Below are 22,012 nucleotides of genomic sequence, written 5' to 3'. Positions count from 1 at the left end.
TACTGGTTCGAGCATGGGGGTGCTATGCCACTGGCCGCGATGTTGTCCAAGGAGCTCAAACCATCGCACTGTATCTCAGCATCTGGGATACTTGAGGATTCTTTGGCTAGCGGCCGGCCGCCGAGGCTGAGGCGCGGCGTCGAGGGGGCGCGCGCCGTCGTGGGCATCGACCTGAAGCCGGCCAAGCTCGGGCTCGCCCGCCGCTTCGGGGCGACCCACGTGGTGGACGCCTCCACGGGCGACGTCGCCGCGGCGGTCCGGGGGACGCGATATCCCGTTCTACGCGGACCTGTACCTCCAGGGCAGGCTCAACCTCGACGAGATCAATGACGCCTACGCGCGGCAGGAGACCGGCGCGATCGCGCGGTCGGTCATCACATTCTGAAAGGGAAGCGCCTGGGACGGGGAAAGGGGCAGGACGCTGTTCGCGTCCCGCCCCCGGTTCCCTTCCGCCGCGGTGTCAGACGGTTCCGCCGTGCCGGGCGATGACGTCGCGCGCGAGCTTCTTGCCGAATGCCGTGTGCGCGGCGAGGGCCTCCTGCGCGGCGTCGACATCGCGGGCGGCCAGGGCCTCCGTGAGGTCGCGGACATGGCCCGTCTCGAGCTGGCGCGACCACTCCTCGGCAGTCAGCGCCTGGCGCCACACCGTCCCGATGCCGAGGCGGCGGAAGGCGTCCGCGAGGGCCGCGGATCCGGCCACCGACACGAGCCGGTCGTGGTACGCGACGTTGAGGGAGAGGAACGCGTCGAGGTCGCCCGCCTCCTCGGCGCGCAGCGCCTCGAGCTCGGAGACGATCCGGCGCAGCTCCGTCACGTCGCCGTCGGTGAGCCGGCCCAGATGGGAGGCGATGACGCCGGACTCAATGGTCGCGCGGCCGTCGTAGGCGGCGTCGGTCGTCTCGGCAGTGATCGGCTGAGGCTCGAGCAGTCCCTCATCGTTGCGGGACACGAGGCCCTCGGCGGTGAGCTTCACGAGCGCGTTCTGCACCTGCTCGGGCTCGGAGCGGATCGCCTCGCCGATGCCCACCGGGTCCAGGACCGAGCCGAGCGGGGTGCGGCGCTTGAGCACCCAGTCGCGCACGCCGTCGTACGCCTTGACCTCGAGGACCCGCTCGAGGCGGCCCATCGTGCCCCGGTAGTACGCGAGCGGCTGCCGGTCTGCGGCGCTCGCCTCGGCCACGAGGCCGAGGAACACCGTGTGGGTGCCGCCCGTGGCCGTCTCTGCGATCCGGCACTCGATCGTCGCGAGCGCACCGTCGAGCAGCGGGACCCCGTTCTCGGAGATCGTGTAGCCCACGCCCTCGAACTTGTCGCCGCCCTTGCGGCCGAACTGGAACGCGAGCGCCGCCTGGTCCTCGGCGAGGATGTTGATGCCGAACACGCCGGCCTCGACCACGCGGTCGTGCGTCGACGACGAGCGGTTGAGGCACGCGAGCATCATGGGGGGCTCCATCGAGAGCGAGGAGACGGCTGAGGCCGTCGTGCCGTACGGCTTGCCGTCCACGACGGCCGTGATGACCGTGACGCCGGAGGCGAAGTGCCCGACGACGTTGCGGAACACGACGGGATCGACGACGGGGCCGTCGGCGGTGAGGGGCTGGGCGGTCATGGTGTCCTCCTTGGGACAGGATTTCGGTTGATGGGGCAACGCCGAGGCAGCGCCGCGGCAACGTGGGTCACGGGAGCGTGATCGCGTCGAGGAGCGGCCCGACGCCTGGCGCGGCGGCGAGGTCCAGCGCGAGGTGCAGGGCTCGGCGGGCCCGGTCTGCGGGAAGGCCCGCGAACTCGGCGTTTGCGAGGAACTTCCCCTCGACCTGGGCCAGCGTGAGCGGGGTGTGGTGCCGGTCCCCGAGCGGCGCGTCGACGCGCTCGCGGAACGTCGCGCCGTCGTGCGTGAGGACCTCGACCTCCGCGGTGAGGTATTCGCTCGGGGCGAGCGAGGGGACGATCTCGACGGCGGCCGCGGCCTCGCCGAGCGCCGGGTCGCCGGCGGCGAGCAGGTGCTCGGGCCGCACGGTCCCGTGCGCGAGCGCCGCGACGGCAGTGAAGCGGAGGCTGAACGCGGCGTCGACCTCCGGGGTCCGGCCGGGGGCCCACTCGGCACCCACGAACCCGGCTGCGGTGCGCGGCGTGACGTGGATGCGGACGCGGGCGGCGTCCTCGAGGCGTACGCCGCGGGCGTGCAGCCGGGCGGCGGCGTCGAGGCTCGGGTGGCTCGCGCGGCACGAGCTCCACGGCTTGATGACGCGGTCGGCGCAGAACACCTCGCCGAGCCGCTCGAGCATGATCTCGGGCCCCGGGTCCGCGCAGAACCGGTCGAGGAAGCCGAAGCGGCCGGCGAGCGGGTCGTCTTCGCCGCGGTACCCGATCCCCGCGAGCTCGACGGCGGTCACGCCCGCCTGCGCGGCGAACGCCATCGGAAGCCGGAACGCGGGCGCATGGTCGAAGATCGGGGCCACGGATCCGCCGAGCTGCTGGACCGCTAGGCCCCACGCGTCCACGAGCCCGGGCTCGCCGAGCCCGGCGAGCCGCGCGGCAAGGGCGGTGGCACCGATGCCGTTGACGGTCCCCGTGTTGTCCTGGCCGGAGTACACGTCGAAGCCGCTGCCGACGGCGAGCCGCGCCGCCACGTCGTCCGCGAGGACGAGCGCGTCGAGCAGTTCGGAGCCGGTCGCCCCGCGCCGCTCGGCCTCTGCGAGCGCCACCGGGACCGTGGTCCCCGTGATGTGCGCGGCGACCTCCTGCGCGCCGGGGCCCTCGGCGCTCACGGGCTCGAAGTCGAACGTGCGGGTCAGGACGCTGGCCGCCCACGCGGCGGTGCGCGCCGGCACCCTCACGGCGGTGCCGGGGATGCGCGCGTCCGGCCGGCCGCCCCAGTCCGCGGCGAGCGCCACGAGCTCGGCCGCCCCCGGCGCGCGGTGCCCCGCGAGAGCGCAGCCCATCGCGTCCACGAGGCGCACGACGGCGCGCTCGCGGGCCTCCGCGGGGATCTCACCCGGGCTGGTGGCCGCCACGTGGGAGGCCAGGCGCGAGGTGAGCTGCGCGCGAGCGGCGAGGGCGCAGGCGGGCGTCGTGTCCGGGGGCGCCGGGGATGGGGCAGTGTCGGCTTGGGCGGCCACGGTCATGGTCGCCTCCTTCCAGCGGTGGGGGAGCGGGGTCAGGCGGTCGTGGTGGCGAGGTTGTCGAGCTCGTCGGGGGCCGCGGGGACGGGCCGGATGCCTGCCTCGGCGAACATCGCCGCGTACGCGCCGGTCTCGCCCTTGGCCTGGGCCTTCTTGTGGTCGAGGGCGCGGGCGCGGCCCACGGAGCCGAGGTAGAAGCGTTCGTACAGTTCGATCCGGCTGCCGAGGGCGGAGCCGGCGAAGTCCCATGCGGTGCGGAAGATCCGGGCGCGCTCCTCGGGCGCGATCCCGTTGGCGCCGGGCAGGTACTTGTGCAGGAGCGGGCCGAGGCGCGGGTCCTCAAAGGCGCGGGCGGTCGGGGTCGCGAGGAGATTGTGCGAGCCCATGGACTTGATGATGTCGTTGACGCGGGCCATCCAGACCGGCATGACGGTTCGTAGCGACGAGATGTCGTCGTGGCAGAAGAACGCCCCGCCGCCCCAGTCGGAGGCGCGGTTCTCGGCGTCGGCCACGACGGAGCGCGCGATGCGCAGGTACGAGTAGATCTCGCCGAGCATCGAGGCCGTCTCGGGCTTGCCCTCGGTGCCGGTCACCTTGGCCATCTGGGTGCACAGGTCGTAGGCGAACTCGAGCTTGACGGACGCGCGGATCGCGGTCTGCTGCTGCGTGTTGCCGGTGGCCGTCGCAGCGTTGATCGCGTTGTACACGCCCAGGTCGCCGTCGATGAACACGCGGTCCCACGGGACGAGGACGTCGTCGAAGATGATCACGGCGTCCTGCTCGTCGAACCGCGAGGAGAACGGCCGGTCCACGACGTCCATGTCGACCCCGTAGTGGTCGCGGCACACGGCCACGACGCCGGGCGTCGCGACCGGGATCGCGAAGGACAGCGCGTACTCCTCGTAGCCCTTCTGGATCGGCACGGCCGGGTAGACGTACAGCTCGTCAGCGATCGGTCCGAGGGTCGCGAGCATCTTGGCGCCGCGGACCACGAGCCCCGCGTCGGTGCGCTCGACGACTCGCAGCGTCAGGTCCTCGTTGATGCCCTGGAGCTCGCCGACGCTCTTGTCGATCGCTGCGTGCACGATCGTGTGGGTGAGGGCGAGGTCCCGTTCCTGGACCAGGCGCCAGTAGGCCTCGAGCCGCTCGAAGTAGACCGGGTCGCCCGAGCGGTCGTAGATGTCCTTCCGGCTCGCGTGGCCGGCGAGGACCACGTTGACGTAGTCCGGGGTGCGGCCGAGCATGCCGTTCGAGTAGCGGGCCAGGCGATCGAAGGCGCGATGCCGGCGGTCGATGTCCCCGGCGCTGCGCGGGCGCAGCAGCGAGACGTTGTGCTCCTCGCCGGTCTCCGGGTCCATCATGAGGCAGTCGTCCGCGTACTTGTGCTGGTAGTCGAAGTACGCCGCCATGCCCGCGATCGATCCTGCGAACGCCGGGTGGGTCGCGACGTCGATGCGATGGTCGCCGAGCCACACCTCCCGCGAGTCCGCGAGTCCGGCTCGGTACTGCTCTCCGGTCCGTGCTGCCACGGTGACCTCCTTGTGTCGTGCCCGATGGGCAAAAATGCATTCTGTGGTCAAGATTACAAACTTGGTGGAAAGGGTGCAAGAGGCCGGAGGCAACGAGTTGCAGAATCGCAGAAGAATATTTTTTCAAGATCACAATGTTCTATTGGGTCGTGATCTGTGTCATCCTGTGGTGAGACCGATCACCTTTCCCCGCAGAAGGCACCCCCATGAAGCACTCACCGTCGCGTGCCGAGCGCCCCTCCGAGACGCTCAATACCAAGGACCTGCGCCGCATCCTCGCCTCGAGCGCCATCGGCTCGATCATCGAGTACTACGACTTCATCCTGTACGCCACCGCGGCGTCACTCATCTTCGACAAGGTCTTCTTCTCGAACCTGCCGCCCGCTGTCGGGCTCTTCGCCTCGTTCGGCACGCTCGCCGTCGGCTACATCGCCCGCCCGCTCGGCGGCATGGTGTTCGGCCACTTCGGCGACCGCGTGAGCCGCAAGCGCATGCTCGTCATCTCGATGCTCATGATGGGCTTCTCCACGGTTGCCGTCGGCTTCCTCCCCACCCAGGCGGCCATCGGGCTCGCCGCGCCGGTCCTCCTCGTGGTCCTGCGCATCATCCAGGGCATCTCGGTGGGCGGCGAGTGGGGCGGCGCGACCCTCATGGCCCTCGAGCACGCCCCCGCCTCCAAGCGCGGCCTCGCTGCCGCGTTCGCCAACTCGGGCGGCCCGGCGGGCGGGCTCGTTGCCACGTTCGTGGTCTCCGGCGCCTCGGCCCTGACGGGGCCCGCGTTCCTCGACTGGGGCTGGCGCATCCCGTTCCTGCTCTCTGCAGTGCTGATCTTCATCGGCATGGTCGTCCGGCTCAAGGTCGCCGAGTCGCCGGTCTTCCTGCGGCTCGAGGCCGAGTCCGTCGATGCCCACCGTCGCAAGACCCTGCCCGTGGTGGAGGTGTTCCGGAAGCATTGGCGCCCGCTGCTCCTCACGCTTGTCGCGTCGCTCGGCTTCTACACGTGCCAGGGCTTCCTGACCTCGTGGGGCGTCTCCGTCGCATACGACGAGGGAGTGAACCGTGAGGGCATCCTCAATGTCAAGGGAGTCGCTGCCGTCGTCACGATCGTGGTGTGCTTCGCTGCGGCGCGCCTGAGCGACCGGCTCGGCCGCCGCGCAGTCCTCGCCGCCGGCGGCATCCTCGGCCTCCTGTGGGTCTACCCCGCGCTCGTCCTCCTGCGCGACGGCACCCTCGTGGGATTCTCCGTCGCCGTGCTCGTGGGCAACGGCCTCATCCAGGGCCTCCTCGCCGGCCCGATCGGCGCGTATATCGCGGAGCAGTTCCCGGCCGCCGTCCGGTATACCGGCGCCTCGCTGTCGTACCAGACCGCCTCGACCCTGGGCGCGGGCCTCACTCCGATGCTCGCGACCGCGCTCGCGATGACGGGCGGCGGCTCGTTCCTGCTCGTGGGCGTGGCATGGGCCGCCATCCTCGTGGCCGGGCTCGTCGCGATCCTCCTCAGCCGCGAGGGCACGCGCCTCGGCCCCGACGGCGAGAGCGCCCCTGAGCCCGTTCGGGCGCAGGGCCTGTCCGGCGCCGCGAGTGCGCGCTGAGTGCGGCGTTAGCCATGGGGTGCGCTTGACGCGCACCCGTCCGTGACCTCGGCACTTCCCCCGCCCCCTCCGCCCCTGCGCGCACGACGCCGCCCCCGCGGCTCGTGCGCGCAGGCGACGCCGCGCCGTCGTGCGCCGTAAAGACGGTTTTTTAGATCATCTCCTCCTGATTTCGATGGTTTACGAGACGAAGTGTCGCAGGCCACGATGGAAGGGATCACCGCGGCGATGCGCCCGGTGCGCTGAAAGGAACTCTCGATGACCAACTCGCGCGGACACCACATGGTGCTCACCACGTTCATGCTGCCGGCGGGCTACCACAAGGACAGCTGGCGCATGGACGGCAGCCGAGCGGACGAGCTCGCCAACTTCGACTTCGTCGCCGATCTCACCCGCATGGCCGAGGCCGCCAAGCTCGACGCCGTGTTCTTCGGCGACATCGCCCACGCCAACACGGTGATGCGCGGCGATATCAAGATGAACGGCTTCTACGAGCCCATGACCACGCTCGCGGCGCTTGCCGCGGTGACGAAGAACATCGGCCTCATCGGCACGATCTCGACCTCGTTCTACGAGCCCTACAACGTCGCCCGGCTCCTCGCGGGGCTCGACCACATGTCGGGTGGCCGCGCGGGCTGGAACATCGTCACGAGCTCGGACGGCTTTCAGAACTTCGGCCTCACCGAGGCCCCCGACGGCCCCACTCGCTACCGCCGCGCGGCCGAGTTCGTCGAGGTCGTGCAGAAGCTCTGGGACAGCTGGGAGGACGACGCCGTCATCAACGACCGGGAGTCAGGCTGGTACGTCGACACGTCCAAGATCCACACGATCGACCACGTCGGTGAGTACTTCCGCGTCCAGGGCCCCCTGCCCGGACCGCGCTCGCCGCAGGGCCGGCCGGTGCTCGTCCAGGCCGGCTCGTCCGCGCCCGGCGTGGAGCTCGGCACGTCCGTGGCGGACGGCATCTACACGGCCCAGCCGCTCCTGCAGCCGTCCATCGAGTTCTACGCCGACTTCAAGGCCAAGGCGGCCGCGAAGGGGCGCGACCCCGAGCTCATCAAGATCATCCCCGGCATCCTGCCCATCCTCGGCGAGACCCAGGCCGAGGCCGACGAGCTCGCCGGGGAGCTTGCGCGCAACATCCACATGGAGAACGGCCGCAAGCAGGTCGGCGCCGACTTGAAGCTCGACCTCTCCTCCCTCGACCTCGACGAGGCCATCCCCGCAGGGTGGTTCAGTGAGGACCCCTCCCGCGGTTCGCGGTACCACATCTACCGCCGCAAGAGCGTGGACCAGGGCATGACGCTGCGGGAACTCATCGTTGACCTGGCCCGCTCGACCGGGCACCAGTGGATGGCGGGCACCCCGGGCGCCGTTGCCGACCGCATGATCGAGTGGTTCGAGGCGCGCGCGTGCGACGGCTTCAACCTCAACGCCCCGTTCAACCCGGGCGGGTTCGCGCTCATCTGCGACAAGCTCGTCCCCGAGCTCGCAGAGCGCGGCTACTTCCGGCACGAGTACGAGGGCACCACGCTCCGCGAGAACCTCGGGCTCCCCTACCCCTCGTCCAAGCGCGAGTCCGCGCTCGCCTGAGCGGACTCCCCGTGCGTCGCTCAGCCCGCTCAGCCCGCGCCGGCCGCGCCGGCCGCGCCGGCCGCGCCGTCCGCACCGCCGGAGGGCGCGCCGTCGGCCGCTCCGTCACCGGTGAACAGCTCGAGCGCGACGTCGATCCAGGCGCGCGCCCGCACCGACGGGCGCGTGCTGCGGGGCGCCGCGAGGGCTACCTGCACCGGCCGGGCCAGGGCGCCGCGCACGGAGAGCGGCCGCAGCCGCACGCCCAGCTCGGCGTACGGCGCCTCGAGCGCCTTCTGCTGGTACAGCACGGCGATGCCGCGGCCGACCGCGACGAGCGACCGCACCGTCGCGTAGGAGCGGGAGCGGTGCCGCACGGTCGGCACGGCGCGCGCCTCCTGGAACAGCTGCAGGACCCGTCCCCCGAGTGGCGGCGAGTCGAAGAGCACGAGCGGCTCCTCGGCGATGTCCGCGAGCCGCACGGTCGCCGACTCGGCGAGCCGGTGGTGCTCAGGCAGGAGGACGTGCGGTGCGGCGGTGGCGAGGGCGACGGTCGTGAGCGCGGGGTCCACCGCGGCGTTGTACACGAACGCGACGTCGAGTGCGCCGGCGAGCAGCCGCTCCTGGACGTCCTCGTGGAAGCCCTCCACGAAGTCCACCTCGACCCCCGGGCACTGCCGGGCGAAGTCGCTCAGCATCGCCGGGATGATCGTGGGGCCGAGGGTGATGTCGCAGCCCACCGTGAGCGGGCCGCGCAGCTGCGAGCGATCCTCGCGGGACAACGCTGCGATCGAGTCGGCGAGCCGGAGCAGGTCCCGGGCCATGCCCAGGACCTCGCGGCCTGTGGCCGTGAGCGTGACCCCCTTGGCCCGGCGCTTGACGAGGAGCTCGGAGCCCACGGCCCGCTCGAGCTCGGCCACCGAGGTCGAGATGGCCGACGGCGCCATGTGCAGCCGGCGCGCGGCCTCGGCCAGCGTGCCGGACTCGGCCGCGACGACGAAGTGCCACGCCTGCCTCAGCGTGAGGGCGGGCTGCTGCTCGGGGATCACGCGCCCAGCCTAGCGGCCTCCCGGGGCGATTCCCCGGTCCAGCCGCTTAACAACTAGTGAGAAGAACGAAGGAAGCGAACATGTCCCGCAACCCCGCCAGAGATCCCCGCGAGGAGTTCCTCAGCCGTGCCGTCGAGATCGTCGGCGCCGACAATGTGGTCCGCCCGGACGGGGAGGACGGGTATCTCGACCCGTACCCGCTCAACAACGGCCGCTCCGCCTGGCCCGGCGTCCGTCCAGGGAGCACCGAGGAGGTCCAGGCCATCGTGCGCCTCGCCGGAGAGACCGAAACGCCGCTGTGGACGTTCTCCCGCGGCAAGAACCTCGGCTACGGCGGCCCCGAGCCGCGCGACCACGGGATGGTCGCCCTCGACCTCTCCCGCATGAACCGCATCCTCGCGGTCGACGACCGGCTCGGGTACGCCGTCGTCGAACCGGGGGTGACGTTCTTCGACCTGTTCGAGTACATCAAGGAGCACGGCCTCAACCTCTGGATGAGCGTCCCCGCCCTCGGCTGGGGCTCGATCCTGGGCAACATGCTGGACCGCGGCTACGGAATGACCCCGCTCGGGGACCACGTCAAGAGCCTCTGCGGGCTCGAGGTCGTGCTGCCCGACGGCGATCTCCTGCGCACCGGCATGGGTGCCATGGCGGACTCGGACCTCGGCCCCATCTTCCAGGGCGGCTTCGGGCCGACGCTCGACGGGCTGTTCACCCAGTCCAACCTCGGCGTCGTCGTCTCCGGCGGCCTGTGGCTCATGCCCGCGCCGCAGGCGTTCGCGAACGGCGACATCATGGTGGAGCGCGAGGAGGACCTCCCTGCCCTCATCGACGTGCTGACGCAGCTGCGCCGCGAGGACATCATCCAGAACAACGCGCTGTGTGGCAACGTGGTGCGCGCCGCGACGATGCGCGGGGTGCGGAAGGACTTCTGGAACGGCGAGGGCTCGATCCCTGACTGGCGGCTCGACGAGATGCGCCGGGAGTTCGGGATCGGGCAGTGGAACGCGAAGTTCGGCCTGTACGGCGATCCCGGCCTCGTGCGCCGGCGCGTCGAGATCGTGCGCGAGCGCGTCACCGCCGCGATCCCGGGCGCCGTGGTCGACGCGCGGATCTACGAGGGCGAGGAGGGGCGGGCGCTCGAGCATGAGCGCATCGCCGAGGCCGACCGCACCCAGATGGCCGGAGTGCCGACGCTCCGGCCCCTCTCAACCGTCGCGTGGGCCTCGCAGAACGGCGGCCACATCGACGCCGCGCCGATCATCCCGGCTCGCGGCGAGGAGGTCTACGCGTTCTACCAGGAGGCGAAGGCCCTCTACGCCGAGTACGGCTTCGACCTGTACATCGGCTACCACCTGTACCCCCGCCACATGGTCCACGTGACGATGATCTTCTTCGAGCGCGGCAACGAGGAGATGCTCGCCCGCGCCCGCGAGCTGTACGTGCGCCTCCTCGCCGCCGCCCGCGCCCACGGCTACGCGCCGTACCGCAGCCACGTCGACTACATGGACCGGATCGCCGGAGGCTTCGACTTCAACGACCACGCGGCGCTCCGCTTCCAGGAGCTGCTCAAGGACGCCGTGGACCCGAAGGGCATCATCGCCCCCGGCAAGCAGGGCGTCTGGCCGGCCCGGTTCCGAGCTGCCCGCTCGTCCGAAGCCGCAGCTGCCCCATCGCTGGCCCCGGCCCCCTGACCGGCGCTCAAAGGCCCGCTTGGAACATAATGCATTATTAACTGCACACTACATTCCTTCTTTTTATTATGGATCTACACGTGACGCTGCTCACCCGGGCGGCCCTTCACACCAGGAGAGCACTGTGACCGAATCGCTGGCACCCGTCGACCTCGCCCACGAGGTCGACGACCTTTACACGCGCGAGCAGTACACCCCCATCACCGAGGACGACGCGTTCCTCGCGCAGACCATCAAGTCGGTCGAGCTTCCGGCGCTCATGGTCGCCCTCGCTGCCGCGACCGGCGACTTCGGCATCCTCCGCGACGACCTCCGCCCCCCGCAGCCGCCCGTCGACACCGTCGGCACGCCGCATGGAGGCATGAGCGAGAGGCAGCAGGCCGAGGCCCGCGAGCTCGCCTTCGCCGCGCTCAAGCGGGTCCGCGACGAGCGCATCACCCGCGTCCGCACCCTCAGCGACGAGGAGGCCGACGCGGTGGTCGACTGGATCACCAACGGTGCCGACGCCGCGTACCGCCCGCTCCTCAAGCACGACATGGCCCTCGCCCCGCAGGCCAACGGCCGCCCGCGGTGGCGCGTCGACGAGGTTGCGCCGGGCCGCACATTCACCGCTGCCGTGATCGGCGCCGGCGTCGCGGGCATGGCGGCCGCGTACCGGCTCAAGCAGGCCGGCATCGAGGTCAAGGTCTTCGAGAAGGGCCACGACGTGGGCGGCACGTGGTGGAAGAACACCTACCCGGGCGTGCGCCTCGACACCCCCAACTACGCGTACTCCTTCTCGTTCGCCCAGCGCGACGACTGGCCGCAGCAGTTCTCCCAGGGCCACGAGATCCACGACTACACGCGCGCGGTCGCCGAGCGCGGCGGGTTCCTCGAGGACATCGTCTACGGGGCGGAGGTGGAGTCCATCACCTGGGATGAGGACTCCCGCCAGTGGGACGTGCGCGTCCTCGTCGGCGGCACGCCCACCGTCCACCGGGTCAACGCCGTCTTCACGGCCGTAGGCCAGCTTGACCGTCCTAAGGTCCCCGCCACCCCGGGCCGCGACTCCTTCACAGGGGCCCAGATGCACTCGGCGGAGTGGAACCACGGGGTCGACATTGCCGGCAAGCGCGTCGCGGTGGTCGGCACGGGCGCCAGCGCCTACCAGATCGTCCCGGCGATCGTCGACAAGGTTGCCTCGCTCACGGTCTTCCAGCGCAGCTCGCCGTGGATGCTGCCCACCCCGATGTACTACGACGACATGCCCGATGCAGTGCTGTGGCTCTCGGACCACCTGCCCCACTTCGGCCAGTGGCTGCGGCTGTGGCAGCACTGGCTCGGAGTGGAAGGGCGCCAGCACACCACGGTGATCGACCCCGACTGGGCGGCCGAGGACTCGATCTCCGAAGTCCACCACAGGGTGCAGGAGTCCCTGCGCGCTCTGCTGAGGGAGCAGTATGCTGGGCGCCCGGACCTGCTCGAGAAGGTCACCCCGGACTACCTGCTCGGCGGCAAGCGCATGCTCCGGGACAACGGCGTGTGGGCGGCGTCGCTGCGGAAGCCGCAGACCACTCTCGTCACTTCCGGCCTCGACCACTTCGTTCCCGAGGGCATCGTGGACGGGGACGGCACCCTGCACCAACTCGACGCCGTCGTCTATGCCACCGGGTTCCAGGCCAGCGAGTTCCTTGAGCCGCTGCGGATCACCGGCCGAGCGGGCCGCGACCTCCACCAGTATTGGGCCGGCGATGCGAAGGCGTACCTGGGCATGGCCGTCCCGGGGTTCCCGAACCTGTTCATCGTCTCGGGCCCGAACACCGGCCACGTGGTGAACGGGAGCCTGTTCTCCATGATCGAGTACGGCCTCGAGTACGCGCTCGACGGCATCCGCCGCGAACTGGAGCAGGGCTGGGCGGCACTCGACCTGAAGCAGGAGGTCCTCGACGAGTTCTACGAGCGCCTCGATGCCGCAAGCGCCACCAAGGCCTGGGGCCACCCGAGCGTGCACACCTGGTACAAGAACAGGTTCGGGCGAGTCTCCCAGGTCTGGCCCCTTCCTGTTCTCGAGTACTGGAAGCTGACGCGCGAACTCGACCCGGCACAGTACGAGCCGCTCCCGTGAGCGCCGCTGGAGCCCTGCGGCCGTCCCGGGCGTCCGACGCTCGCCGGGGAGCTGACGGCATCGTCGTCACCCGCTGCCGGTGGGCTCGTCTCGGGGCGGCGGACGGGGGCGGCGGCCACCTCCCGCCGACTGTGACTGTCCCTCCTCCGTCACCGGGCACGGTCGAGGAACAGGTGATCTTCCCGCAGCTGCCGGGCGGACTCGACTGGCTGCTGGGCCCGGCGGCCTCGCAGGTCGAACAGGACGACGACGCGTTCCAGGTGAGCGTGTATGCCCCCGCCGACGCCGGCCCCGGCGCCCCCGTCGTCGTGTTCCTGCCCGGCGGCGGCTACGTCTCGGGCGGCGCGTCGCTGCGCTGGTACGACGCGTCCGATCTCGCCCGGGCCACCGGCGCCGTCTTCGTGGTGCCCGCGTACCGTCTCGGCGCGGCGGCCTGCTTCACGCCCGGCGCCGACGGGACGGTGGCGGCCATCGCCGATGCGATCGCTGCGGTCGAGTGGGCCCTCGGGCACGCGGCCCGATTCGGCGGCAACCCGGCGGACGTCACGCTCGCGGGCCAGTCGGCCGGGGCCTGGCTCGCGTTCGCCGCAGCGCAGGACCCCGCGCTCGCCGGCCGCATCCGGCGCCTCGCCCTGTACAGCCTCCCGTACCAGCCGCCGCCGGGGCCCGAGGGCTCTGCCGCGCGCCGCCGCGTCTTCGCCGAGGCCCTCGGTGGCGCGGCCGCCGGCGACACGGCCGCGCTCCTCGCCGCTACAGCCGAGGTCAACCGGGCGTGGGCAGGCCGAGGTCTCGGCGCCCAGCCCCTCGCGGGCGGACGGCTCCGCGCTGACGTCCAGGACTGGCCCACAGCGGTCGCCCGGCTCGTCGGCGTCGAGCAGGTCATCCTGGCCACCACCGCCGATGAGGCCCGTGCCTTCATCCCGCCGGCGGCCGCGGCCGGCCTTCCGGGGCCGGCCGCGGACGGCTTCCGGTCCGCCCACTTCGCGCGGCCGGCCGAGCGGCCTGCCGGTGGGACTCCATGGGAGCGCATGATTGCGGACATGACCGAGTACCAGTTCGCCTCCGCAGCCCGCGAGCTCGCCGCCCAGTTCCGCGCGGCAGGCGTCGCCGTGCACGTCTCACGCCTCGACGTCGAGGCCGCACCCGACGGCGCCGGCGCGGCCCACTGCTTCGACCTCCCGTTCCTCTTCGCGAACCGCGCGCAGTGGTACGACGCGCCCATGGTTGCGGGCGTCCCCGCCGAGGGGTTCGACGCCGTCGCCGCGGCCTGGCGGGAGCCGCTCGTGCGGTGCCTCTCCGGGGAGCTGGTGACCACGGCGCCAGGCGAGGTGCGCGCAGTGGGGTGCGTGAGCGGCGTCGTGCGCGTCGAGGAAGTGCCGGACCGCGCGGGCGGCGAGCCGATCCGGCGCGCCGAGCCGTGAGCATGAGGGAACCTCGGAGATATCACTCTCTTGACGCACGTCATGATCTTGATATCGTTGAGGTATGACCCAGCCCCAGCCGTCAGCGCCGACGCAGCAACCGACCAGCGGCGTCCGTACCATCGAGGACTCCGTCCGCACTGACTTCCACGGAGCGATGACCTACGGTCGCTACCTCGACCTGGACCGGCTCCTGAACGCCCAGCATCCCGTGAGCGTGCCCGAGCACCACGACGAGATGCTGTTCATCATCCAGCACCAGACGTCCGAGCTGTGGCTCAAGCTCATGCTCCACGAGCTGCGTGAGGCCCGGGCCCGGCTCGCCGCGGATGACCTCGGGATGGCGCTCAAGTGCCTCGCGAGGGTCAAGGCGATCCAGAAGCAGCTCACGGACCAGTGGACCGTGCTCGCGACCCTCACACCGCGCGAGTACGCGCAGTTCCGCGGCGATCTGGGGAACGCGTCGGGCTTCCAGTCCTACCAGTACCGGGCCGTGGAGTTCATCCTCGGCAACAAGCACCGCGGCATGCTCAAGGTCTTCTCGTCCGAGCCCGAGGCGCAAGCCCTGCTCGAGGGCCTCCTCGAGGAGCCGACCGTGTACGACGAGTTCCTGCGCGCTGTGGCCCGGGCAGGGTATGGAGTTCCCGAGGACATCCTCACGCGGGACGTGTCGGAGCCCTGGACGTTCCACGACGACCTCCTGCCCGTATTCCGGCGAATCTACGAGGAGGAGGGGACTCCGTGGGGCCTCTATGAGTCATGCGAGGCGCTCGTGGACGTCGAGGACAACTTCCAGTTCTGGCGCTTCCGCCACCTGCGCACCGTGCAGCGCACCATCGGTTTCAAGCGCGGCACCGGCGGCTCCTCCGGCGTCGACTTCCTCAAGCGCGCGCTGGACCTGACGTTCTTCCCCGAGCTGTACGCCGTCCGCACTGAGATCGGAGCCTGAGCCGTGGCCCATTCCGTGGATTCCTCCTCGACGCACGACGGCGCCGCCGCGCCGGACGCGGCCGCGTCTTCGGCCGCTGGTCTCACCACCTTGGATGCGGCCGCGCTCGACGCCGCCGATCCGCTCGCCCGGTTCCGCGAGCGGTTCCTCGTCCCCGAGGGCGAGCCGGTTGTCGCCTACCTCGACGGCAACTCGCTGGGCCGCCCGCTCGCCGACACGGGGGACCGGCTCGCCGCGTTCACTGCCGGGCCCTGGGGCCAGCGGCTCATCCGGGCCTGGGATGAGCAGTGGATGGAGGAGCCGTTCCGGCTCGGAGACCGCCTCGGGGAGGTGGTCCTCGGTGCCGCGGCTGGCCAGACCGTCGTGGCCGATTCGACCTCGGTCATGATCTACAAGCTCGTCCGTGCGGCGCTCGACGTCCAGGCCGGGTCGGGCCGCGACGAGATCGTCGTCGATTCCGAGAACTTCCCCACGGACCGCTTCATCGTGGAGGGCATCGCGGCGGAACGGGGCGCGACGATCCGATGGATTACGCCGGATCCTTCCACCGGGGTGACGCGCGCGGACGTTGAGCCGGCACTCGGAGAAAGGACCGCGGTCGTGCTCCTGAGCCACATCGCCTACCGCTCCGGGTATATCGCCGATGCCGCGGCGATCACGGAGGCCGTCCACCGCGCCGGCGCGCTCGTGGTGTGGGACCTGTGCCACTCGGCCGGGTCCGTGCCGCTCGCGCTCGACGCGTGGGGCGTGGACCTCGCGGTCGGGTGCACGTACAAGTACCTCAACGGCGGCCCCGGCTCGCCCGCGTTCGGGTACGTGCGGCGGGACCTCCAAGACGCTCTCCGCCAGCCGATCTGGGGTTGGATGGGTGCCGCGGACCCGTTCGGGATGACGGAGTCCTACGAGCCGGCCGCAGGCATGCGCCGGTTCCTCACGGGAACTCCGCCGATCCTCGCGATGCAGCCGCTCTCCGGCATGGTCGAGCTCATTGCCGAGGCTGGCGGCATCGAGGCGATCCGTGACAAGTCCGTGCGGCTGACGGAATTCGCCGCCGCCCTCGTGGACCGGGACCTCGCGCCCCTCGGCGTCGAGTTCGCCAGCCCGCGCGATCCCGGTGTCCGCGGCTCGCATGTCACCATCAACCATCCGCGATTCCGGGAAGTCACGGCCCTCCTGTGGGAACGCGGCGTGATCCCTGACTTCCGGCCGCCGCACGGACTGCGGATCGGGCTGTCGCCGCTGAGCACCTCGTTCGAGGAGGTCGAGGCCGGGATCGCGGCGATCCGGGACGCCCTGGCCGAGCTCTCGTGAGCAGAGCGGGCACCGCCGACGAGGCCGCCACGGAAGCGCGCCGAGCGGAGTCGTCCATGAAGACGGGCCCTGTGGACTTCGTCCATCCGCCGGCGAAGGTCGTCCAGGACTTGCCGCGGGTGGCCGACGACATGGTCTCCCGTCCCGGCAGCGCCGTCTCACTGCTGCGGACCGTGGTCGGCCTCTACCTCCGCGAGGCCGGCGGCTGGATGGCCACGGAGGTCCTTCTGGCTCTCCTTGGTGCCCTGGGCGTGCCCGTCCCGCAGGCCCGCACCGCGCTGAGCCGCGTCAAGCAGCGAGGTCTCCTCGAGGCCGTGGCGCGCGAGGGCGTCCCCGGCTACGCGCTCGCGCGTGGCGCGGAGGCGATGCTCGCGCGCGGCGACCGGCGCATCCACGAACCCCGCAGCATGACGCCCGACGCCGAGTGGTGCCTCATCGTGTTCTCCATCCCCGAATCGATGCGCGACCGTCGGCATCAGCTGCGCAAGCAGCTGCGCTGGATCGGCTGCGGCTCCGTCGAGGCGGGGGTGTGGATCTGCCCGGAGTACTTGCGGGACGAGGTCGCAGGGGCGGTTGAGGACCTCGGCCTCGCGGAGCACGTGGTGCTGTTCACCGCGCGCGGACTGCCGGAGGGGCCCTCCGCAACCGAGCAGGTCAGCCGCTGGTGGGACCTCGATGCGATCGCGGAGCTGCATCGTCAGTTCATTGCCGGCCAAGCCGACGTCCCGGCCGTGAGTGCGGGCCCGGCGGAGAGTTTTGCCGCCTACGTGCACTGCATCGACGCGTGGCGCATGATCCCGTATCTGGACCCAGGCCTGCCCGAGAGCCTGCTCCCCCCGGACTGGCCGGGGCCCGAGTGCATCGCGCTGTTCCAACGCATCCGCACGGCACACGAAGTCCCGGCGGGGGAGTTCGTGCGGAACGCAGGCGGAGAAGGCTGATCGGGCTGACAGGGCTGAGCGGCCTGCTGGGTGCGACGCGGCCTCAGCGGACTGAAGCCGCCTCCCGGGCAATGGAGCGGAACACAGACACCGACTGGGCGGCTGCGGGACTCAGCCGGCGGCCGGCCAGATGCGCGAGCAGGATCCGGCGCGCGGGAGCGGCAGCCACAGGAACGGCAGCGACATCCGGCCGGAGGGCGCTGAGGGCGAGCCGGGGGGCCAGCGCGATGCCGATGCCCGCTGCCACCATGCCCTGCGTCTCCTGGTAGTCGTTCGCTTCGAAGGCGATGCGGGGGTCAAAGCCCGCCTCCCGGCAGATCCTGCGGAGGACATCGGCGACGGGGTGCTCGTCGCGGACAATCCACTCCTCGCCCTCGAGCGTGTCGACCCGGACGGACCGCCGCCTCGCAACGGGGTGGTCCCGGGGCACGAGCAGGGTGGTCGGATCCTTCATGAGCGGAATGAGGGTCAGCTCCTTGTCCCGCACCTCTTCCCACGGGTAGTCCCACAGGAGGGACAACTCGATGTCGCGTCGGCGCAGGTGGTCGAGGAGGGCGTCCCGCCGCCCGCTGACAACCGTCACGGCGATCTCCGGGTGCTGCGCCCGGAAGGCGCGCACCACGTCGGGCATGAGGGAGGCCCCGACAGTTGGGAAGGTGCCCATCCGCAGCTGTCCGCGCCGGAGCCCCGCGAACTCGCCCATCTCGGCCAGGGCCGCGCCGATGGTCCGGTCGATCTCGTCGGCATAGCCCAAGAGCGCCGCACCAGCATCGGTGAGGGCCACGCCCCTCGGATGCCTCTCGACCAAGGCGACTCCCACCTCTTGCTCGAGCTTCGAGATCTGCTGGGAAACGGCGGACGTTGTGAACGAGAGGACGGCTGCCGCCGAGGTGAGGGAACCGGCGCGCGCCACCTCGCGGAGCACATGCAGACGATGCAGGTCGAGAGTGGCCATGGCTGAGACTTTAGCAGAACTAGATACTCCTCAAGATTTTCGAGATTGTGCTGAAGCCGCGGCGCGCGGATCGTAGAAGGAGCAGGTGCTGTGGTCTACAGCACTCCACGATCTGAAGGAGAGGCCATGCAGCTTCGCGGGCACTGGTACAGAGGCGGCACGAGCAAGTGCTGGCTCTTCGACGCCGACGACGTCGCGAGCCACGCGACGAGCCGCGACGAGATCCGAGGCCTGCTGGCGGACGCCTTCGGGGCAGCCGATGCGCGCCAGCTCGACGGAGTCGGCGGGGGCACGTCCACGACCTCGAAGGCAGCAATCGTCCGGCCCACCCCCGGCGGCCCGGCGGACCTCGAGTACCTGTTCGCCCAGGTCGGCATCGGGGACTCGAGCGTGGAGCTGGGCTCCAACTGCGGCAACTGCGCCACTGCGATCGCGCTCTACGCGGTCCAAGCCGGCCTGGTTCCCGCCCAGGACGGCACCACGCGCGTCAGCATGCGCAACGTCAACACGGGCGCCGTGCTCAGCGGCACCGTTCCGACCCCGGGCGGCCGCGTGCCGACGTCGGGACGCGCCGCGGTCCCGGGAAGCCGAGCCCTCGGCGTGCCTGTGAGCCTGTCCTTCCACGCCCCGTGGGGGAAGACGACCGGCAGCGTCCTGCCGGCCGGGACCGCCGCCACCGAGCTCGTCGCCGAAGGTGTCCCGGTCACGGCGACCCTCGTCGACGCGGGGGCGCCCGCGGCCTTCGTCAGTGCCGAGGAACTGGGCGTCGACCTGTCCTCGATGACCGGGGACCTCGACGAGCACCTCGGCCGGCTCATCGCCATCCGCGGGGCGGCCGGCCTGGTGATGGGCCTGAGGCGCCCCGAGGATCCGCCGCAGCACGCGGTGCCGAAGGTCGGCGTCGTCGCGTCCGCCGCCGACTACACGGCTGCCGACGGTACGCGCATCTCGGCCGAGAGCCATGATGTGCGCGTGCGGATGCTCTCGATGCTCGCCCCGCATCCGGCAATCGGCCTGACCTCCGCCGTCGCAGTCTCCGTCGCCGCCGCGCAGCCCGGATCCGTGGTGGCCAAGGCCATCTCGGCCGCGCAGGCCTCGTCGGGAAGGACGCGGCTCCTGCGCGTCGGCACCCCGGCGGGTGTCGTCACCACCGAGATCGTCATGGGCGGTGTCGGCGAGATCGAGGAAGTCGCCCTTCACCGCGCCGCCCGCCACCTCGCCGTCGCCGACATCGACGTCGCCCCCTCCGCCACCCAGGCGGCTTAGTCCCATACCCCTCGGTCCTGTCATGATGGACAGGCCGCTCTCCCAGGAAAGTTGTTCAATGAAGATCAAGGCCATCCTCGGGCACCTGTATGTCCAGGTCCTCATCGGCGTCGCGCTCGGCGTCCTCGTCGGAGCGCTGTGGCCCGACCTCGGTTCCTCCCTCCAGCCGCTTGGCGACGGTTTCGTGAAGCTGGTGAAGTTCCTCATCGCCCCGATCGTGTTCTGCACGATCGTCAGCGGTATCACCTCCCTGACGGACACCAAGAAGGTCGGGCCCACCCTGCTGCGCTCGCTCGGGCTCTTCTACACCCTCACGGCCCTGGCGCTTGCCCTCGGCCTGGGCGCGGTCCTGCTCTTCCAGCCAGGGGCCGGGATGCACATCGACCCCGCGCACCTCAACGCGTCCGTGGCCTCGAAGTACACAAGCCAGCTGCCCAGCAGCAACCCGGCCGACTTCCTGCTGAACATCATCCCCTCCACCTTTGTGGGCGCCTTCGCCAACGGCGAGGTCCTGCCCGTTCTCCTGCTCGCCCTCCTGTGCGGCTTCGCCTTCACCAAGCTCGGTGCGCCGGGCAAGCTCGCCCTCGAGGTGGTCAACAGCTTCAACAAGCTCCTGTTCGTCGTCTTCGGCTACATCATGAAGGTCGCCCCGATCGGCGCCTTCGGCGCCATGGCCTTCACGGTCGGCAAGTACGGCGCGCACTCGATCGGCAACCTCGGAATGCTCATCCTGGCCTTCTACGCGGCCTGCATCGCCTTCGTGGTCATCGGCCTCGGCATCCTCGCCAAGGTCACCGGCTTCAGCCTGTGGCAGCTCCTGCGCTACTTCAAGGACGAGTTCTTCATCGTCCTGGCCACCTCCTCGAGCGAGCCGGTGCTGCCCCGCCTGCTGTCCAAGCTCGAGCGCATCGGGTGCGAACGCGGCGTCGTGGGCCTTGTGGTTCCGACCGGCTACTCCTTCAACCTCACCGGCACGGCCGTATACCTCACGCTCGCTTCGATGTTCATCGCCCAGGCCTGCGACATCCACCTCAGCTGGGACCAGATCCTGCTCATGCTCGGCATGATGCTGCTGACGTCCAAGGGCGCGGCCGGGGTGACCGGCAGCGGATTCGTGGCACTCGTCGCGACCCTGACCGTCATGCCCACCCTCCCGGTGGCCGGCGTGGCCCTCATCGTGGGGATCGACCGGTTCATGAGCGAGGCCCGCGCCCTGACCAGCACGGTCTGCAACATCGTCTCCTGCATCGCCGTCGCCAAGTGGGAGAAGGCGCTGGATACCGAGAAGCTCCGCACCGAGCTCCGTACGGGGCACGTCCCCGTCCCGGCCGAGGAGCACGCAGCCGCACCCGAGCCCGCGCTCGTGCACTGACCCACCCCACAAGCCTCCCGGCGCCGGCTCACGCAGCTCGCAACAGGCACCCCGAAAGCCGGGGGAGCCGACGCCGGGGCTGACACCGTCGAGACAGAGCCGGGAGACAGAGCCGGGGACGCGCCGTCGTGCGCGTCCCCGGCTCTGCGCTGTTCTGCGCGCGACGTGAATCGCCGGCTTGACCTTGACGCTACGTCAACTCCTACCGTAGAAGCACAAGGAGGAACGGCATGGAGTGGAGCATCCAGGAGGTGGCCCGGCTCGCCGGCACCACGAGCCGGACGCTGCGGCACTACGGCAGCATCGGCCTGCTCGAGCCGAGCCGGACGGGCCACAACGGCTACCGCTACTACGACCGCTCAGCGCTCGTGAGGCTCCAGCGGATCCTCCTGCTGCGCCAGCTCGGGCTGGGGCTGGACGAGATCGCCCGCGTCCTCGCCCGCGACGCCGACGCCGCCCCCGCGCTCCGCCGCCACCTCGCGTGGCTCAGCGAAGAGCGGGACCGGCTCGCGCGCCAGGCCCGGGCCGTGGAGCAGACCATCAGCGCATTGGAGACAGGAGGACCACTCATGGCAGAGGATATGTTCGAAGGATTCGACCACACGCAGTACAAGGACGAGGTCGAGGAGCGCTGGGGCAAGAAGGCCTACGCCGACTCGGACGCCTGGTGGCGGGGCTTCGGCCCCGAGGGGCAGAAGGAGTGGCAGGACCGCGTCGCCCGGCTCAGCACGGACTGGCAGGCGGCCGCCGCCGCCGGCGAGGAGCCCGACGGCGCCGCCGCCCAAGCGCTCGCGGCCCGCCACGTGCAGTGGCTCGCGGGCATCCCGGGAACGCCTGGCTACCCGCACGGCCCCGCGAAGGAGTACGTGCTCGGCCTCGCCGACATGTACGTCGCGGACCCGCGGTTCGCGAAGAACTACGGCGGTGCCGACGGCGCGGCGTTCGTCCGCGACGCCCTGCACTCGTACGCGGACAGGGAGCTGTAGCAGCTCGGGGCGCAGGGGCGCACGACGGCGGTCGGGAACCCGCCGTCGTGCGCCCCGTTGGCTGCCATTCCCGGCGGGTTCGGGAAACCGTCATAGGCCGTTCACAGGGACGTAAGGTCTGACCACAATGCTGGGCGAGGCTTGGTCCG

At 70.9% G+C, this 22,012-nt stretch carries 16 protein-coding genes; 11 read left to right on the top strand and 5 right to left on the bottom strand.

Annotation, left to right across the window (positions count from 1 at the left end; translation table 11 throughout):
* Positions 1 to 460: 460 nt before the first annotated feature.
* The 3 genes from IE231_RS11900 to IE231_RS11890 all read right to left on the bottom strand — a co-directional run bounded on the left by IE231_RS11900 (position 461) and on the right by IE231_RS11890 (position 4,651).
* Positions 461 to 1,609, bottom strand: coding sequence for a flavin reductase (locus IE231_RS11900; protein WP_189694187.1), 1,149 nt, complete (start codon positions 1,607 to 1,609; stop codon positions 461 to 463).
* A gap of 67 nt (positions 1,610 to 1,676) precedes the next feature.
* Positions 1,677 to 3,125 (bottom strand): MmgE/PrpD family protein, encoded by a 1,449-nt coding sequence (locus IE231_RS11895; protein WP_189694186.1) that lies wholly within the window; start codon positions 3,123 to 3,125, stop codon positions 1,677 to 1,679.
* A 32-nt stretch (positions 3,126 to 3,157) separates the two neighbouring features.
* Positions 3,158 to 4,651 (bottom strand): 4-hydroxyphenylacetate 3-hydroxylase N-terminal domain-containing protein, encoded by a 1,494-nt coding sequence (locus IE231_RS11890; RefSeq protein ID WP_189694185.1) that lies wholly within the window; start codon positions 4,649 to 4,651, stop codon positions 3,158 to 3,160.
* Positions 4,652 to 4,857: 206 nt separating this feature from the next.
* Here IE231_RS11890 and IE231_RS11885 point away from each other — a divergent pair, with 206 nt between their 5' ends.
* Together IE231_RS11885 and IE231_RS11880 are read left to right on the top strand one after the other, a co-directional pair.
* A complete protein-coding gene (locus IE231_RS11885) occupies positions 4,858 to 6,243 on the top strand; it encodes an MFS transporter (RefSeq protein WP_189694184.1) in 1,386 nt (461 codons plus the stop codon).
* A 258-nt stretch (positions 6,244 to 6,501) separates the two neighbouring features.
* Entirely contained in the window at positions 6,502 to 7,836 is a 1,335-nt protein-coding gene (locus IE231_RS11880) for an NtaA/DmoA family FMN-dependent monooxygenase (protein WP_201896950.1), read from the top strand.
* 29 nt (positions 7,837 to 7,865) lie between these two features.
* On the opposite strand, the gene IE231_RS11875 is transcribed toward IE231_RS11880, so the two are convergent.
* Positions 7,866 to 8,864 carry a LysR family transcriptional regulator gene (locus IE231_RS11875; protein ID WP_189694183.1) on the bottom strand — a complete coding sequence of 333 codons (999 nt, stop codon included), beginning with the start codon at positions 8,862 to 8,864 and terminating at the stop codon, positions 7,866 to 7,868.
* A gap of 80 nt (positions 8,865 to 8,944) precedes the next feature.
* Here IE231_RS11875 and IE231_RS11870 point away from each other — a divergent pair, with 80 nt between their 5' ends.
* From IE231_RS11870 to IE231_RS11845, 6 genes are all read left to right on the top strand, one after another.
* Complete coding sequence (locus IE231_RS11870) at positions 8,945 to 10,558, top strand: FAD-binding oxidoreductase (protein WP_189694182.1); 1,614 nt, start codon at positions 8,945 to 8,947, stop codon at positions 10,556 to 10,558.
* A gap of 124 nt (positions 10,559 to 10,682) precedes the next feature.
* Positions 10,683 to 12,662 (top strand): flavin-containing monooxygenase, encoded by a 1,980-nt coding sequence (locus IE231_RS11865; RefSeq protein WP_201896949.1) that lies wholly within the window; start codon positions 10,683 to 10,685, stop codon positions 12,660 to 12,662.
* Positions 12,659 to 14,083: a carboxylesterase family protein gene (locus IE231_RS11860; RefSeq protein ID WP_189694181.1), complete on the top strand. Its 1,425-nt coding sequence runs from the start codon at positions 12,659 to 12,661 to the stop codon at positions 14,081 to 14,083. Before IE231_RS11865 ends, IE231_RS11860 begins: the two co-directional genes overlap by 4 nt.
* Before the next feature lie 64 nt (positions 14,084 to 14,147).
* The gene (gene kynA / locus IE231_RS11855) at positions 14,148 to 15,032 is read left to right on the top strand and encodes a tryptophan 2,3-dioxygenase (RefSeq protein ID WP_189694180.1); all 885 of its coding nucleotides are present in this window, start codon (positions 14,148 to 14,150) and stop codon (positions 15,030 to 15,032) included.
* A gap of 90 nt (positions 15,033 to 15,122) precedes the next feature.
* Positions 15,123 to 16,343, top strand: coding sequence for a kynureninase (locus IE231_RS11850; protein WP_189694205.1), 1,221 nt, complete (start codon positions 15,123 to 15,125; stop codon positions 16,341 to 16,343).
* 56 nt (positions 16,344 to 16,399) lie between these two features.
* On the top strand, positions 16,400 to 17,284 hold the full coding sequence (locus IE231_RS11845; RefSeq protein WP_229866782.1) for a PaaX family transcriptional regulator: 885 nt from the start codon (positions 16,400 to 16,402) through the stop codon (positions 17,282 to 17,284).
* Between the two features lie 43 nt (positions 17,285 to 17,327).
* Here IE231_RS11845 and IE231_RS11840 read toward each other — a convergent pair whose 3' ends face one another.
* The gene (locus IE231_RS11840) at positions 17,328 to 18,239 is read right to left on the bottom strand and encodes a LysR family transcriptional regulator (protein ID WP_189694179.1); all 912 of its coding nucleotides are present in this window, start codon (positions 18,237 to 18,239) and stop codon (positions 17,328 to 17,330) included.
* A gap of 126 nt (positions 18,240 to 18,365) precedes the next feature.
* Here IE231_RS11840 and IE231_RS11835 point away from each other — a divergent pair, with 126 nt between their 5' ends.
* From IE231_RS11835 to IE231_RS11825, 3 genes are all read left to right on the top strand, one after another.
* Entirely contained in the window at positions 18,366 to 19,505 is a 1,140-nt protein-coding gene (locus IE231_RS11835; protein ID WP_189694178.1) for a PrpF domain-containing protein, read from the top strand.
* Positions 19,506 to 19,563: 58 nt separating this feature from the next.
* Complete coding sequence (gene dctA / locus IE231_RS11830) at positions 19,564 to 20,877, top strand: C4-dicarboxylate transporter DctA (RefSeq protein ID WP_189694177.1); 1,314 nt, start codon at positions 19,564 to 19,566, stop codon at positions 20,875 to 20,877.
* Between the two features lie 230 nt (positions 20,878 to 21,107).
* Positions 21,108 to 21,863 carry a MerR family transcriptional regulator gene (locus IE231_RS11825; protein ID WP_189694176.1) on the top strand — a complete coding sequence of 252 codons (756 nt, stop codon included), beginning with the start codon at positions 21,108 to 21,110 and terminating at the stop codon, positions 21,861 to 21,863.
* The last annotated feature ends 149 nt before the right edge of the window (positions 21,864 to 22,012 follow it).

The organism is Sinomonas cellulolyticus (assembly GCF_014656475.1).
Classification (GTDB): Bacteria; Actinomycetota; Actinomycetes; order Actinomycetales; family Micrococcaceae; genus Sinomonas; species Sinomonas cellulolyticus.
This window is presented reverse-complemented; position numbering and strand designations above follow the sequence as displayed.

Bases quoted from the DNA above. Each gene is read 5' to 3' on its own strand.
- IE231_RS11870 (WP_189694182.1), top strand. From the start codon at position 8,945: ATGTCCCGCAACCCCGCCAGAGATCCCCGCGAGGAGTTCCTCAGCCGT.
- IE231_RS11895 (WP_189694186.1), bottom strand. From the start codon at position 3,125: ATGACCGTGGCCGCCCAAGCCGACACTGCCCCATCCCCGGCGCCCCCG.
- IE231_RS11835 (WP_189694178.1), top strand. From the start codon at position 18,366: ATGCAGCTTCGCGGGCACTGGTACAGAGGCGGCACGAGCAAGTGCTGG.
- IE231_RS11825 (WP_189694176.1), top strand. From the start codon at position 21,108: ATGGAGTGGAGCATCCAGGAGGTGGCCCGGCTCGCCGGCACCACGAGC.
- IE231_RS11840 (WP_189694179.1), bottom strand. From the start codon at position 18,239: ATGGCCACTCTCGACCTGCATCGTCTGCATGTGCTCCGCGAGGTGGCG.
- IE231_RS11900 (WP_189694187.1), bottom strand. From the start codon at position 1,609: ATGACCGCCCAGCCCCTCACCGCCGACGGCCCCGTCGTCGATCCCGTC.
- dctA (WP_189694177.1), top strand. From the start codon at position 19,564: ATGAAGATCAAGGCCATCCTCGGGCACCTGTATGTCCAGGTCCTCATC.
- IE231_RS11880 (WP_201896950.1), top strand. From the start codon at position 6,502: ATGACCAACTCGCGCGGACACCACATGGTGCTCACCACGTTCATGCTG.
- IE231_RS11845 (WP_229866782.1), top strand. From the start codon at position 16,400: ATGAAGACGGGCCCTGTGGACTTCGTCCATCCGCCGGCGAAGGTCGTC.
- IE231_RS11885 (WP_189694184.1), top strand. From the start codon at position 4,858: ATGAAGCACTCACCGTCGCGTGCCGAGCGCCCCTCCGAGACGCTCAAT.
- kynA (WP_189694180.1), top strand. From the start codon at position 14,148: ATGACCCAGCCCCAGCCGTCAGCGCCGACGCAGCAACCGACCAGCGGC.